The sequence below is a fragment of the Bacillus sp. RO2 genome (genome assembly GCF_012911845.1).
In the GTDB taxonomy this organism is placed as follows: Bacteria; Bacillota; Bacilli; order Bacillales; family Bacillaceae_I; genus Sutcliffiella_A.
Genome location: NZ_JAAXCU010000038.1, coordinates 63,767 through 78,794 on the forward strand (window position 1 = coordinate 63,767; position 15,028 = coordinate 78,794).

The window sequence follows — 15,028 nt, forward strand, 5'->3', positions numbered from 1 at the left end:
CAGGCGCCCAGAGGTTGGTGAATTTTTAAGTACCATAAAAAAATATCAGATTCCAAAGTGGAACCTGATAGATAGAAAGCAATATATAAATTTATGCCTATTTTGCAATTAGTACTGGACAATTAGCCGTATTCGTGACTTTATCACTTACACTTCCGAGTATCAATTTCTTTAATCCTCCAAGCCCTCTGCTTCCGATAATGATTAGGTCATTTTCATTTGTGTCGGCATAGTTGCAAATGGTTTTAGCAGGATCTCCTTGCATCACTTCTACTGGTGCCTTCACTCTTTCTTGAGCTAGTAAGGTATGCACTTCGCTAAGTGATTGAGAGATGTAATCTTCATCGGCAGTAGCAACACGCTGCTGACTAGGTACCGTTTCTTTCACATTATTTGTATAAATATTCAATCCATCCACATTGCCCATTCCTCCGGCAGGTAGTGTGTCAGGTCTTGTAGCAGGTATTGGGACATTTACAGATGTTTCTTCTAAGACATGTAAAATGGTAAGGTGTGAGTGTAGCTTTTTTTTCATATCTATCCCCATTTGTACTGCTTTCAGACTGCTCTTGGAACCGTCATACGCAATTAAGATATTAGTGAAAGTTTCCATTCTCCATCGTCTCCTTTTCCATTATTTTAAGTAAGCTTATTGTTGTAGATTAAGTACCCTAAGCAACAACTTTTAAAACTAGGAAGAAGAGATGGAAATCATGCCATACTTGTTCTACAAAGCCTGAATGGGAATATGCTCAAACTTTTTTACATCAAAAAGTCCAGTATCAGTCAACTTTAATTCCGGGATAACAGGAAGACTTAAAAAAGATAGTGCTACAAAAGGGTTAAAGCTATTTTGACTGCCAATGAGGTGAAGGGCATCATGTAGCTCTTTTAAAGAAGAAAGAGTATTCTCTGTAGTCATATTGGCCATCAAACCCGAAATCTCTAATGGCAATGAGGCAACTACTCTTTCCTCACAAACCACCACCAAGCCTCCATTAATCTGTTCCATTGCCTTGACTGCAACTAACATATCTTCATCACTGGTGCCAACAGTAACAATATTATGAGAGTCATGTGCTACAGTAGATGCTATCGCTCCATTCTTTATTTGAAACCCTTTAACTATTCCAAGACCAATATGCCCAAGCCATTTATGTCTTTCAATGACTGCGAGTTTTAATTGATCATTATCAATACTGGGAATAAATTCACCTTTATTGGTTGTCACAGTTTCTTTTATGTGCTTGGTAACAAGGCTGTTGGGGATAATTTCTATCATGTTGCATGGTTGATCGGTTCTCACACTTATTTTTAGATCATCCTTATCAATAGGTTTCATGTTTACAGAGTTCTGTAAAAGATTTGAAACAGGAATAGGTGAGAGTGGGCCTTTGCCTCCTGTTTTTAAACCATTCTTATAGACATCTCTGATAGTGAAGTTCTCAAGGTCTTCGATGAATAATAAATCCGCACGATACCCTGGTGCGACCGCACCTCTATCCGTTAAGGAGAAACATTCTGCAGCATTCAAAGTAGCGATTTGAATGGCTAGCAGAGGGTCAAGTCCTTCCTGGATGGAGATGCGGACATTATGATCAATGCTACCTTCGTTTACTAAGTCATCAAGGTGTTTATCGTCCGTACAAAATAGAAATCGTCTTGCATTACGTTCATTTACAAGTGGAATCAAGGCTCTAACGTCTTTTGCGACAGTTCCTTCCCGCATCATGACATACATTCCACGCTTAAGTCTTTCCTTTGCTTCTTGTGCCGACACGCATTCATGATCCGTTTTTATGTTGGCGGATGCATAAATATTTATGTCTTCAGGAGCAAGGCCTGCGCCATGTCCATCGATTTTTTTATTATTCTTAAATGCTTGTGCCAATTTTGCGAGCATGGCTGCATTACCGTCACGGACTGCAGGAAAATCCATCACTTCGGCCAAACCGATAACTCTGTCATGTTCGTAAAATGGAGTAAGGTCTTCTGCTTGAATGGTGGCCCCATTATGCTCAAAAGATGTAGCGGGGACACAAGAAGGTAGCATGAAGAATACATCAACTGGGGCTTTCTCTGTAGCATCTAACATGAATTGTATCCCGGCGGTCCCACTTACATTTGCAATTTCATGCGGATCAGTCACGATCGTTGTGACTCCATGTTCTAATATTGTCCGGGTGAAATGGTGGGGATGTATCATAGAAGATTCCATATGAACATGACCATCAATAAGGCCAGGGCAAATGAATGCGCCGTTAGCATCTACCACTTCATGCCCCTCATAAATGCCTAAGCCGATAATCATGCCGTCATTAATGGCAATGTCTGCCTCTATTATCTCTAAATTAAATACATCTATTATTCTGCCGTTCTTAATAACAAGGTCTGCTTTTGTCTTTTTTGCTGCTGCTTTTATCATAGATTCCAAGTTTAATGTCATTTTTTCCCCTCCAAAATAGATAAAACTCCAAGAAATAACTTGGAGTTCGACCATGGAGAATACCCCTCAATCTTTTTGCGCTATTTTTGCAGTTACAATAAGAGGGTGGGGATTCTCGTAGTCAAACTCTTTACGGTAGTTTGGTAGAAACTTATGGACCATATCTCCAAGATTATACGAGTAGTTCTAAATGAGTATTTTTCCCATTATAGTTGGGTGGAGGAATTAACGTCAAGTCTCTATTTATAGCCGGAAAATTTCGAATATGAGTATAGGGGTTCACTTTTGTTGAAAAAGGGTATGTAATAGTGTTTAAGTTGGAGGAATGGTATGATCTACAAAGATGAATGGCTCATACATTTTCTAATGTGGTCATTCTTTGAATATGCATGTCACCCTAAAAAAGAGAGGCAGGCATTCGAATAACTATAATTAGTTTTGTTGCATATAGGGGGTTCTTATGGCTGAAAGAGCAAGTAAGTATAAACGAAAAGTTAGCATGAGAGCGGTACTTCTTATTGCGGGGTTACTGGCTCTCATAATATTGCTTGGAATGCAATTATATATTAATACAAGGGACGTTAGTGCACTGACAGACCCACTTCCACAATCATCGGTACTATATGATAAGAATGGGGAAGTTGCAAGCAGGATTACATCCAATCAGATTGAAGGTGTCCCGTCTGATGAAATACCGGAAGTGATGAAGCAGGCGGTTGTAGCTGTAGAAGATCAGCGTTTTTATGAGCATGATGGGTTTGACTTTGTAGGTACCTTGCGTGCCCTTACAACAAATGTTAAAGCTGGAGGCTACGTGCAGGGCGGAAGTACGATTACACAACAACTGGCGAAAAACGTCTTTTTATCACATGATAAGACTTTAAAAAGAAAAGCTGACGAGTTCTTCTTAGCTAAAAAGGTGGAAAAATCCTATTCGAAGGACCAAATCATCAGTTTATACCTTAATCAGATTTACTTTGGTGAAGGAGCATGGGGAATTAAGCGGGCAGCCGCGGTTTATTTTGCAAAAGACCCGAAAGATCTGACACTTGCAGAATCTGCAACGTTAGCCGGATTAATTAAAGCTCCATCCGCGCTATCTCCTTTAAATAATGAGGAGCGCTCCATACAACGAAGAAACTTGGTGCTATCCCTCATGCATCAACAAGGATTCATCACGGCTGAAGAAGTGGAAGCGGCAAAAGAAGAGGAATTAAAACTTGAAACAAGACATGTAGATCCACATAAAGGGAAATACCCAAGCTTTACGGATTACATTATTGATGAGGCCGAAAGAATGTATGGCATCAGTGAGAGTGAACTTCTAGCTGGTGGATATCGCATTTACACCACACTCGAACCTAAGGTGCAGGAAGCGCTTGAAAAAGTGTATGCAGATCCAGCAAATTTTCCTACCGGTAAGTCAGGAGAAGTGGCGCAAAGTAGTGGCGTTCTGCTTGATCCTAAAACAGGCGGAATTCTAGGGATGATCGGTGGCCGGGATTATCAGTTCCGCGATTTTAACCGGGCATCCAAACTTAAGAAACCACCTGGATCAACAGCAAAACCGTTACTCGTTTATACACCGGCTCTTGAAGAGGGATATGATGTGTATGACATGTTAAATGATTCCCCCACTGAATTTGGTGATTACAAGCCGCAAAATCACACCTTGGATTTTCGTGGAGAGGTCTCTATGTATGATGCCGTATTGAATTCTTATAATATTCCTGCGGTTTCCTTGCTGTATGATATGGGAATCCAAAAAGGAATGGACGCAGCGAAAAAGCTGTATTTGCCGGTGGATGAAAAAGAAGATCGTACGTTAGGTAATATCGCTTTGGGTGGATTTCATGGTGTTTCCCCGAAACATATGGCCGAAGCGTATTCTGTCTATGCCAATAACGGGGAAATTATTGAATCGCATGGAATTGTAAAAATAGAAACGGTAACAGGAAAAGAAGTGGCTTCTTTTGAAGAGGAAAAGGAACGTGTATTCTCTGAAGAAGCTGTGCAAAAGATGAATTTTATGCTTAAAGGTGTTGTGGAAGAAGGAAGTGGGAAAAACGCCATCATTGATGGACGGGAAGTTGCCGGAAAAACAGGATCTACTCAAACCGCTGATAATAATCACGGCGCCACTTCTAATCAATGGTTTGTTGGTTTCACTCCACAAATTGTTGGGGCGTTCTGGATTGGGTTTGATAAAGAATCCGCTGAAAACGTCCTTCCCATCATCTCTGGAGCGGGTAGTCCTTCCGCCAAAGTCTTCCAACAGGTTGTAAGTGAAGCACTCGAAGGGGAGCCGGTGGAATCGTTTAATTTACCTGGACCCCTTCAGAAGAAGAAAGAACAATCTAAGAAGGAACAGGATAGAAAACGAGAAGAATCCAAAAAAGAAGAAAAAAAGAGAGAGAAGAAAGACAAGAAAGACAAGAAAGACAAGAAAGAACGTGGTAAAAAGAAAGATCGAGATGATGACGATGACGAAGAAGAAGATGACGACGATTAATAATGAACACCTTTCTCATAAATAGAGAAGGGTGTTTTTTTTGCAACATTAAACCTTTGTGTATAGTATGGTAATATAATTAATTTACAAAAACATAAAACAAAGAGGTGTCCCAATGAAAGCTTTAACGTTTAATAAATTCGGTGGTCCGGATGTATTACAGTATAGTGAAATCCCTCAGCCATCAATCGGTGATTCCGATGTGCTTGTACAAACAAAGGCGATAGGCCTCAACTTTGCTGATATATACAGAAGAAAAGGTAACTATCATCTAGTGGGTGAGCCTCCTTATATTCTTGGATATGAAGGGGCAGGAATGGTTGTTAAAGTTGGTACTTCCATTAAAGATATTAAGGTAGGTGACAGAATAGCTTTTGCAGATGTCCCGCATGCCAATGCAGAACTTGTTGCAGTTCCATATGACAAGGCAATTCCAATACCGGATGGAGTGACGTTTGAACATGCTGCCTCTCTTTTGCTGCAAGGACTTACGGCACATTATCTTGTACATGACAGCTATCAAGTAAAAAATGGTGATACAGTTCTTGTTCACGCTGCTGCCGGTGGTGTAGGACAATTACTGACACAGCTAGTGACAATCCGTGGAGGTACTTCCATCGGCCTTACTTCCACAACAGAGAAATCTGACGTTGCAAAAAAGGCAGGAGCAAAAGAGGTATTGCTTTATGAATCATCATGGTCAGAAAAAATAAAAGAATTAACAGCTGGAGAAGGTGTAGATGTCGTGTACGAATCGGTAGGTTCTACACTTATGGATAGTTTCCAAGCCACAAGAATAGGAGGGACGGTTGTCTTTTACGGAATGGCAGGAGGAGACCCAGTACATGTTGATCCCCGTATGCTTATGGATACTTCCAAAACGTTGACAGGTGGGGATTTATGGAACGTGTTAAAGACTAGAGAAATACGAATCGAAAGAGCAACTCAACTATTTCAATGGTTGCAGGAGGACAAACTGCGTATTGAATCTCCTACAATGTTCTCATTAGAGGACGGAGCAAAGGCCCATGAATTGTTAGAGAGCAGGAAAAGTACGGGGAAAATCGTGTTGATTCCCTAAAAAGTGATCTTTCCAAAACCAAAACCACCTCCACCTCCAGACGGAGAGAAAAAGCCCCGGAAGTCTGTTACCAATCATTACTAATTAAGGTAAGATAAGCTTAATTAGTAATGATTGGTGGGGGATATAGATGAGAAATATGATGGAGATATTCAAAAAACCCAATTACAGTTTGCTGTTCTGGTCTTCTTTTACATCAACCATGGGGAGTATTGTTGGCATTGCCGCTTTGATGCTGTATTTGTTGGACCGCTATACGGATCAGCCATTCTATGCCGCTTTGACGGAATTAATGTACTCCTTGCCGACACTCGCAGTATTCTTCCTAGTTGGGGTACTTGCGGATAGAATGGATCGTCAAAAGGTTGCTGTCTACAGTGATGTAATTTGTGCTGTGTTATCTCTTGCTCTTATGGGTGCTATTTACATTGATTGGATGCCGCTGGTTTTTGCCCTGCTGTTTTTAAGAAGTGCGGTATCTAAATTCTTCCATCCGGCTCAAGCAGCAATTATTCAAGGAATACTGACAAAAGATGAGTACACGGTTGCAGCAGGCTTGAATCAGATGACAAGCAGCTTGTTCATGTTGTTTGGTAATGCCCTTGGGATCTTCATTTACTGGACGGTTGGGCTTCAGGGAGCGATATTTGTATGCTTTGTCACTTATATGGTCAGTGCGATACTAATCCATGCGTGTAAATTGGAGGAGAATGTTGTCCTCCCCAATGGACGGCACAAATTGACTCAACTAAATGTTAGGTTTGTGGCAAATGATTTTAAAGATGGGATGCTGTATATTTTAAAAAATCCTTTGTTGGTCTACCTTATCATCGGCTTCTTTGTTTTCGGAATTGTGAACGGTGGTCTGTCCGTAATGCCAGCCTATATACTTAAATACAAACTCGCTCCAACAGACTATGAGCAGCTTATGATGGTGATGGGAATAGTATTTGGCATCTCGGTTATGGTCGGAAGCATTGTCGCCTCTATGTTGGCGAAAAAGCTGAAACTTTATCAAATGGTTATTATAGGGTTAAGTATTTCTGGTGCATTTGTCGTGGCAAGTGGATACAGCCCAGATATGTATTACTATTTGGCATTCACTGCTTTAATTGGCCTAGGTCTGCCTTTTGTCAACATTGGAATTGGTGGATGGTTACCAAGGATTGTAGATCCTAAAATGATGGGCCGGGTACAGGGCTGGATTACTCCTTTGATGATGTTGTCTCAATCTGTTACTCTCGGAGTTATTGCGTTGACTTTTCAAAAAATCCTTACAGTGGAAGGGCTTCATCTTCTTGTCGGTGGCTGTTTATTGTTTGTTGGATTGTTCTATATGTTTACTTTGCCTAAACATGCTACAGAAGAGGAAGAGCCGACAGAAGGATTGGAAAATTCCGCTTCTGTGTAAAATTAATCTTTGACAAAATAGAAAAAGCAAATTAACATAGGTATCAGAAATTGCTTTCCGACAACTTAATACGAATTTACCACTAGGGGTGCCTTTATAAGGCTGAGATTGAAGTGTGACTTCAAGACTCTTAGAACCTGATCTGGTTAACACCAGCGTAGGGAAGTGGGGTCGAAACACTAAATTTTTTATCTTCAGCTATATTAGTGAATTCACCACCTTCTTTGCGCAAGCGAGGAAGGTGGTTTTTTGCATTTACAAACAATTTTAGGAGGAATCGAGAATGAAATTTTCACAGCTTGTAAGAGAAAAGGCGGATCATATCTGGGAGGCAAGCTTTCATCACCCATTTGTACAAGGGATAGCAGATGGAAACTTATCTTTAGAGTCATTCAAGTATTATGTATTGCAGGATGCCTATTATTTGAGTCACTTTGCAAAAGTGCAAGCTTACGCAGGTGCAAAAGCATATGACCTACATACAACGGCAAGGATGGCAGCACATGCACAAGGTACATACGAAGCAGAATTATCCCTACACGAAAATTTTTCAAAACGTCTTGGCGTGACAGAGGTGGAAAAGGCAGCTTTCCAGGCAGCTCCTACAGCACACGCTTATACTTCCCATATGTATCGTGCCGTGTTAACCGGCGGTTTGGGAGAAGTGATTGCAGCCTTGCTTCCATGCTACTGGTTATATTATGAAATTGGTGAAAGATTAAAAGATTGTACTCCAGCTGAACCAATCTATCAGGAATGGATTGCAGCGTATGGTGGCGAATGGTTCAGGGAGCTTGTAGAGGAGCAAATCAATAGATTGGATGAGTTGGCAGGCAAAGCGACAGAAGAAGAGAAAGCTAGAATGCTTGAATATTTCATCATCAGCAGCCAGTATGAATATTCCTTCTGGGAAATGGCCTACACTTTAGAGCAGTGGCCGGTACCAGAAACGGCAATAAAGGCATAGGAGGGGAAAGCATATGAACAAAGGATTAAAACTTACAGATATATTGGTGACAGTCATTATTGCATTGGTATTTGGGATTGTATATAAAATTTGGGCTCCGGTTTATAACGTGTTGGCGCCATTTGGATTGCAGCTTCAAGAATTAACATATGGGATGTGGTTTATTGCTGCCACTGTTGCTTATCTTTTGATCAGGAAAGCGGGTGTCGCTTTTCTTGCGGAAGTGGCAGCGGCATCTGGTGAATTTTTGGTCGGTTCGGAATATGGATTGATGGTTCTGATATATGGCGTGATACAAGGCCTATTTGCAGAATTGGTTTTCATGGCTTTCCGGTATAGACGGTTTGATTTGCTTGTTGCATCTCTTGCAGGTGCAGCAGCAGGTGTCGGCTCGCTGTTATTGGACCTTTTCAGAGGATACCTGTTTGATTATGTATGGTGGAATGTGGCATTGCTGATTTCTTTCCGTTTAATCGGAGCGGTCCTTCTAGCAGGAGGTCTTGCTTATATTTTGGTAAAAGCGCTGGAGGCAACGGGAGTAACAAGTCTTCTTAGACCAGTGAACAAGGAAGATTATGATTCTTTAAAGCAATAGGAGGCAGAAATGGAGCCAATCATACAATTAAACCATTTAAGACTGAAATATCCAGGTGGAGAACGGTTATTTGATGACTTGTCCATTGAGATCAAAAAAGGGGAAAAGGTATTAATCCTAGGATCCTCCGGAAGCGGTAAATCTACACTTATTCAAGTTTTGGCAGGGCTGATTCCGAATGTGGTGGAAGTGCCGATGCTTGTAGAGGAACAAACTTTGTCAGAATCATGGGGCTATGTCTTTCAAGACCCGGATGCACAGTTTTGTATGCCGTATGTGGATGAAGAGTTAGCGTTTGTACTAGAAAACCTCGCTGTACCAAAAAGGAAGATGCAGAGCAGAATAGCCGAAGCTTTAAATTTGGTGGGGTTACACTTGACTAATCCCCACACGAAGATACAACAACTCTCTGGAGGGATGAAGCAACGGCTTGCCATTGCTTCCGTCCTCTCGATGGAGCCAGATGTGCTCTTTTTGGATGAACCGACCGCGTTATTAGATCCAGATGGTACCAGGGGAGTTTGGGACACCATTAAGAAAGTGGCAAATGATAAAACAGTCATCATTGTGGAACATAAAGTGGAGCATCTTCTAGACTTTGTAGAGAGAATCATCGTATTAGATTCGCATGGGAAAATTGTTGCTGATGGCGCAAGTGCTAATATATTTGGCAAGTCCACTACCTTACTAAACGAATATGGCATTTGGTACCCAGGTTCTTGGGAGAGTTATTTGAACACAAGAAAAAAATTTTCAAAAGGTAACATAACGGTTGAACCCGTGTTAAAAGTGAAGGAATTGTCAGGATTTCGTGGCAAGGAAAAAAAGATTTACGTGGACGAAGCGGAAATTTGTAAGGGCGAATGGATTTCTGTTATAGGGGAAAATGGCGCAGGAAAAAGCACCTTGCTCGAATCGTTCATGAAGCTGTTAAAGACGGAAGGCACTCTCGAAATCAATGGAGAAAAGGTCAAAAACATTCCCACTGACCTGATTACCTTCGTTTTTCAAAATCCTGAATTCCAATTTGTTACTAAATCGGTGGAAGCGGAAGTAGCCTATACACTGCGCCTAAAGAAATTGGATGAAGAGTTGGTTTTAGAAAAAGTAGAGGAAATGCTTAGACTTTTTCAACTAGATCAAGTGCGTCATCACCATCCTTATCAACTCTCCCTCGGCCAAAAACGCAGGCTGAGCGTAGCGGCAGCTGTCATTCACCAGCCGAGTATCCTTCTGTTGGATGAACCGACATTCGGACAGGACAGCAGAAATACGTTTGCCATGCTCGAATGGTTGGAAGGACTAAAGGAAGCAGGCGTCGCAATCTTAATGGTCACCCATGATGAACATATTGTAGCAGAGTTTTCAGACACTATCTGGACAGTAAAAAATGGTGTTCTAATAGATAAGAGGAGTAATGAGAGACTAAGAGGCAGGGGAGAAAAGGATGCAGTTGGAGCTATATAAAAACAAAACGTGGATGCATGAAATAAATCCAAGCTTCAAGCTTCTTGCGATGGTCTTTTTATTTATTGGTGTCCTATTCATTCATAACATCAATGTGATGCTGAACTTAACCGGAATACTATTGTTGGTCTATCTATTAATGACGGGGCAAACCTATAAGCTGAAGCTTCTTTTACTGATTCCGTTTGTCTTCTTATTTTTCACATCTGCAGTCTCCATGGTGCTGTTTGGAAAGGGAAATACAACCTGGTTAGAATTCGGATTAATAAACGTATCAGAGGAAAGTTTTTATCGAGGAGTTCACTTAGGTTTACGTTCACTTACATTTGCATTTTGCGGGCTGATATTCGCCTTGACGACCCAGCCTGTTTATTTATTCTATTCCTTAATGCAACAGTGGAAGCTACCGCCGAAATATGCTTATAGCTTTATGGCGGGGATTCGTCTCCTACCGTTAATCATGGAGGAGTTTCTTACCCTAAGGAAGGCGCTGATTGTAAGGGGAGTAGAGCAAAAGGGCAGTTTATTGAAAAAGGTTTATTTTTACAGCATCCCTTTACTTTCCCAGAGCATTAGACGAGCACATCGAATTGCAGTGGCCATGGAAGCGAAGCGATTCAGTCGACAAGGAGAGCGGACCTTTTACTATGAGATGAGCTACTCACGGATGGATTTTTGGTTTCTATTATTAATTCTGTTCATGATAGCTTTGTCTTTATATTTTGGCATCAGGCTACCCTATGTACCGGTAACGGATGTCAGATATAGCGGGTAGCTGAACTAATTCTAGTAAGGGGGAGGATCATTGCAATTACATCTTATTACGGATGGGAAAAAAACAAAGGAAGACCTTGTTGCCATTATGTGCGAAGTCCATGAGTCAGTGGATTTCATCCATGTAAGAGAAAAACACCGAAGTGCAATGGAGATCTATGAGTTAGTGGATGAGCTGATTAGATCAGGGATCCCGCCTAGGAAAATCATCATAAACGATCGTGTCGATGTTGCCCATGTACTTAATACCGGTGGAGTACAACTGGCCCATCACAGTCTGGGAGTTTCCGAGATTCGCAGAAATTTTTCTGAACTGAGAGTTGGTAAGTCAGTACATAGTTATGAAGAAGCCATGCAGGCAGAAAAGGACGGAGCAGATTTTATCCTATATGGCCATATCTATTCCACTACTTCCAAGCAGGGTTTGGTACCTAAAGGCCTGATGGAATTAAGAAAACTAACTAGGTCAATAAAGATTCCCGTTATTGCCATAGGTGGTATAACCCCCGACAAACTACAAGAGCTTAAAGTGTGCGGTGCTTCCGGAATCGCAGTCATGTCAGGGATCATGGATGCAGTAGATAGCGGTCATGCAGCTAAAGCCTTTCAAGCAGCTTTGCTTGTCGAAAAGGAGGAGATTGGATGAACAAAAGCTATGACGCAATAATTATCGGTGGTGGTGTTAACGGCTGTTCTATTGCTTACTATCTTGCTCGTGATGGAAAACGAGTATTGCTTTTGGAAAGGGAGAAGCTGGGAGGGAAGGCATCGAGTGCAGCAGCCGGTATGCTCGGAGCACAAGTGGAAATGACAGAAGAAGGCCCTCTTTTTGATATTGCCAAAGAAAGCCGGGCCATGTTTCCTTCGCTTCAATACGAATTGAAAGAGCAATCGGGTATCGACATAGAGCTTGTGCAGAAAGGGATGCTGAAACTTGCAAGGAATGAGGAAGAGGCTCGGCACCTGAGAAGTATGATTGCCTTCCAACAAAAATTAGGGGAGAGGGCAGAATGGCTTGATACAGAACAAGTAGTAGAAAGGGAGGAGCAACTTTCTCAGGCTTTGTTGGGGGCAATGAATATTCCGATGGATGGTCATGTCCACCCCGAACGACTGACACAAGCATTTGCGAAATCGGCGGTAAACCTTGGAGCGGAAGTGAAAGAGTATGTAGAGGTGTACTCGCTAATCATGGATGGAGGTACCGTTAGAGGTGTGGAAACCAACAATGGAATTTTTCACGGGGAAAATATAGTAGTGGCAGCAGGTGCTTGGAGTAAAAGGCTGCTTAAGGAGTGTGGTGTGCGTGTTCCTGCTTATCCAGTAAAGGGGGAGTGCTTCTCTGTCGTCACAGATCGACCATTGCTCACAAGTACTATTTTTACTGAAAGCTGTTACCTTGTTCCGAAGAGTGGAAACAGACTGGTTATTGGAGCGACGATGATACCTGACACTTTTTCCGAGAATGTTACGGTAGGAGGGCTTTTTCAGTTAATGGAGGAGGCTGCCGGTGTGCTTCCGACTTTGAAAAGTGCCACTTTTGAACGATCCTGGTCGGGGATACGACCTCAAACGGGGGATGGCCTCCCATATCTCGGGCAGCATCCGAAGTTTAAGAATCTCATTATCGCAACCGGTCATTATCGTAATGGGATCCTACTATCACCTATCACAGGGAAACTTGTAACTAAAATGATGAAGGATGCGCCTATGCCAGCTTACATGGAAGCATTCAAGATAGATAGATTAAAAGAATATGCAAGGGGTGAGTAGATGAAGTTGATTATTAATGGTGAAGCTATTGAAATTCCAGAATCCGTGAAGACTGTATCGAATTTGTTAGAGCATTTTCAGCTGGATCAGAAGGTAGTCATAGTGGAAAAGAACAAAGAGATTTTACAAAAGGAACAACATGTAGCGGTAAGTGTGCAAGATGGAGATCAATTCGAATTAGTACATTTCGTAGGAGGCGGTTAATATGTTGAAAATTGGTTCATATTCATTTAATTCGAGATTGTTGTTAGGAACAGGGAAGTACCCAGACTTTGATATTCAAAAGAAAGCGGTGGATGTTTCAGGTTCGGAAATACTGACATTTGCGGTTAGAAGGATGAACATTTTCGAAGCAAGTCAGCCAAACTTTTTAGAAAAATTGGATTTAGAGAAATATACGCTGTTACCAAACACAGCAGGTGCTAAAACGGCCGAAGAAGCTGTAAGGATTGCCAAGCTTGCGAAGGCTTCTGGTCTGTGCGACATGATCAAAGTGGAAGTCATCGGTTGTTGGAAAACACTACTGCCAGATCCAGTAGAGACGTTGAAGGCCACGGAAGAACTATTAAAAGAAGGCTTTACGGTTCTACCATACACTTCAGATGATGTCGTGCTTGCTAGAAAACTAGAAGAGCTTGGTGCCCACGCCATTATGCCAGGCGCCTCCCCAATCGGCTCTGGACAAGGAATCATTAACGAGTTGAACTTGGGCTTTATTATCGAACAATCCCATGTGCCGGTTATCGTGGATGCAGGGATAGGTTCCCCTGCAGATGCAGCGAAAGCCATGGAATTGGGAGCGGATGGAGTGCTCTTGAACACGGCTGTTTCAGCAGCAAAAGATCCTGTAAAAATGGCAGAGGCCATGAAACTTGCGATTGAAGCTGGGCGTCTCGGATATGAGGCTGGAAGAATGGAAAAGAAACGTTACGCGACAGCCAGCAGCCCAAATGAAGGAATGAGTGTTGGGTAATGGACCGATATTCACGACAGACTCTGTTCGCACCGATTGGATTGGACGGCCAAAAAAGCATCGGTGACAAACATGTGTTGCTCATCGGTGCAGGGGCGTTGGGTACAGGAAATGCGGAGGCATTAGTAAGAGCGGGAGTCGGAAAGCTCACGATAATAGACAGGGATTATGTGGAGTGGAGCAATCTGCAACGCCAACAACTTTATTCCGAGCAGGATGCACATGAAAAGCTTCCAAAAGCAGTGGCAGCAAAAGAGCGGCTGCAGCAGATCAATTCAGAAGTGGAAATAGATGCGCAGGTTGCGGATGTGACTACAGAACTGTTGGATACGCTAGTGAAAAAGGAGAGTTTTGACCTGTTGCTTGATGCGACCGATAACTTTGATATTCGCATGATTATGAATGATATTAGTCAAAAGCATGAGATCCCGTGGATATATGGGGCGTGTGTGGGGAGCTACGGCATCACTTTCACCATTTTTCCAGGGGAAACTCCCTGCTTGCAGTGTTTACTGAAAACCGTTCCACTAGGAGGAGCAACCTGCGATACAGTTGGAATTATTACTCCGGCTGTGGGAATGGTAGTTGCGCATCAAGTTGCAGAGTCATTAAAAATATTATCCGGGAACCTTGGAGACTGCAATAGAAAACTTGTTTCCTTTGATCTGTGGAAGAATCAGTATGTTTCCTTGAATGTAGAAAAATTAAAGGACCCTAAGTGCCTAAGCTGTGGAGAAAGTAGGGTTTATCCCCATCTATCTTTTGAAAATCAGACGAAAACGGCTGTCCTCTGCGGAAGGGATTCTGTTCAGATAAGGCCAGCGGAAACTTTTCCTGGAGGCAGGAGTCTGAAGGGTGTTAAAGAACTTTTGTCATCCCAAGGTATAAATGTAGAAGCTAATCCATATTTGATAGCTTTTCAAGTAGAAAGCCATCGCTTGGTAGCTTTCCAGGACGGTAGAGTGCTAGTTCATGGAACAAAAGATATTGCTAGGGCAAAAACATTGTATCACCGATATTTAGGTTAAG

Annotated in this window: 14 protein-coding genes and 2 riboswitches; of the genes, 12 read left to right on the forward strand and 2 right to left on the reverse strand. The window is 42.1% G+C overall.

What is annotated here, in order from left to right; translation table 11 throughout:
• Nucleotides 1-97 precede the first annotated feature (97 nt).
• Nucleotides 98-613: a universal stress protein gene (locus tag HF078_RS09515; protein WP_169290938.1), complete on the reverse strand. Its 516-nt coding sequence runs from the start codon at nucleotides 611-613 to the stop codon at nucleotides 98-100.
• 114 nt (nucleotides 614-727) lie between these two features.
• Entirely contained in the window at nucleotides 728-2,500 is a 1,773-nt protein-coding gene (ade, locus tag HF078_RS09520) for an adenine deaminase (RefSeq protein WP_169290939.1), read from the reverse strand.
• A 44-nt stretch (nucleotides 2,501-2,544) separates the two neighbouring features.
• Nucleotides 2,545-2,646: riboswitch (purine riboswitch) on the reverse strand.
• Between the two features lie 260 nt (nucleotides 2,647-2,906).
• Between ade and HF078_RS09525 the strand changes: the two genes are divergently transcribed.
• The 12 genes from HF078_RS09525 to HF078_RS09580 all read left to right on the forward strand — a co-directional run bounded on the left by HF078_RS09525 (nucleotide 2,907) and on the right by HF078_RS09580 (nucleotide 15,027).
• The gene (locus HF078_RS09525; RefSeq protein WP_169290940.1) at nucleotides 2,907-4,958 is read left to right on the forward strand and encodes a transglycosylase domain-containing protein; all 2,052 of its coding nucleotides are present in this window, start codon (nucleotides 2,907-2,909) and stop codon (nucleotides 4,956-4,958) included.
• 115 nt (nucleotides 4,959-5,073) lie between these two features.
• A complete protein-coding gene (locus HF078_RS09530; RefSeq protein ID WP_169290941.1) occupies nucleotides 5,074-6,039 on the forward strand; it encodes a quinone oxidoreductase family protein in 966 nt (321 codons plus the stop codon).
• Between the two features lie 130 nt (nucleotides 6,040-6,169).
• Complete coding sequence (locus HF078_RS09535) at nucleotides 6,170-7,450, forward strand: MFS transporter (protein ID WP_169290942.1); 1,281 nt, start codon at nucleotides 6,170-6,172, stop codon at nucleotides 7,448-7,450.
• Between the two features lie 74 nt (nucleotides 7,451-7,524).
• Nucleotides 7,525-7,631, forward strand: a riboswitch (TPP riboswitch).
• A 102-nt stretch (nucleotides 7,632-7,733) separates the two neighbouring features.
• Nucleotides 7,734-8,417, forward strand: coding sequence for a thiaminase II (gene tenA / locus HF078_RS09540; protein ID WP_169290943.1), 684 nt, complete (start codon nucleotides 7,734-7,736; stop codon nucleotides 8,415-8,417).
• A 13-nt stretch (nucleotides 8,418-8,430) separates the two neighbouring features.
• Complete coding sequence (locus tag HF078_RS09545) at nucleotides 8,431-9,012, forward strand: ECF transporter S component (protein ID WP_169290944.1); 582 nt, start codon at nucleotides 8,431-8,433, stop codon at nucleotides 9,010-9,012.
• A 9-nt stretch (nucleotides 9,013-9,021) separates the two neighbouring features.
• Nucleotides 9,022-10,479: an ABC transporter ATP-binding protein gene (locus HF078_RS09550; RefSeq protein WP_169290945.1), complete on the forward strand. Its 1,458-nt coding sequence runs from the start codon at nucleotides 9,022-9,024 to the stop codon at nucleotides 10,477-10,479.
• On the forward strand, nucleotides 10,460-11,254 hold the full coding sequence (locus tag HF078_RS09555) for an energy-coupling factor transporter transmembrane component T family protein (protein WP_169290946.1): 795 nt from the start codon (nucleotides 10,460-10,462) through the stop codon (nucleotides 11,252-11,254). Before HF078_RS09550 ends, HF078_RS09555 begins: the two co-directional genes overlap by 20 nt.
• A 30-nt stretch (nucleotides 11,255-11,284) precedes the next feature.
• The gene (gene tenI, locus HF078_RS09560; protein ID WP_169290947.1) at nucleotides 11,285-11,899 is read left to right on the forward strand and encodes a thiazole tautomerase TenI; all 615 of its coding nucleotides are present in this window, start codon (nucleotides 11,285-11,287) and stop codon (nucleotides 11,897-11,899) included.
• Nucleotides 11,896-13,026 carry a glycine oxidase ThiO gene (gene thiO, locus HF078_RS09565; protein WP_169290948.1) on the forward strand — a complete coding sequence of 377 codons (1,131 nt, stop codon included), beginning with the start codon at nucleotides 11,896-11,898 and terminating at the stop codon, nucleotides 13,024-13,026. The genes tenI and thiO overlap by 4 nt, the downstream gene beginning before the upstream one ends.
• Entirely contained in the window at nucleotides 13,027-13,230 is a 204-nt protein-coding gene (thiS, locus tag HF078_RS09570) for a sulfur carrier protein ThiS (RefSeq protein WP_169290949.1), read from the forward strand.
• Between the two features lies 1 nt (nucleotide 13,231).
• Nucleotides 13,232-13,999: a thiazole synthase gene (locus HF078_RS09575; protein WP_169290950.1), complete on the forward strand. Its 768-nt coding sequence runs from the start codon at nucleotides 13,232-13,234 to the stop codon at nucleotides 13,997-13,999.
• On the forward strand, nucleotides 13,999-15,027 hold the full coding sequence (locus HF078_RS09580) for a thiazole biosynthesis adenylyltransferase ThiF (RefSeq protein WP_169290951.1): 1,029 nt from the start codon (nucleotides 13,999-14,001) through the stop codon (nucleotides 15,025-15,027). Before HF078_RS09575 ends, HF078_RS09580 begins: the two co-directional genes overlap by 1 nt.
• Nucleotide 15,028: the final 1 nt, after the last annotated feature.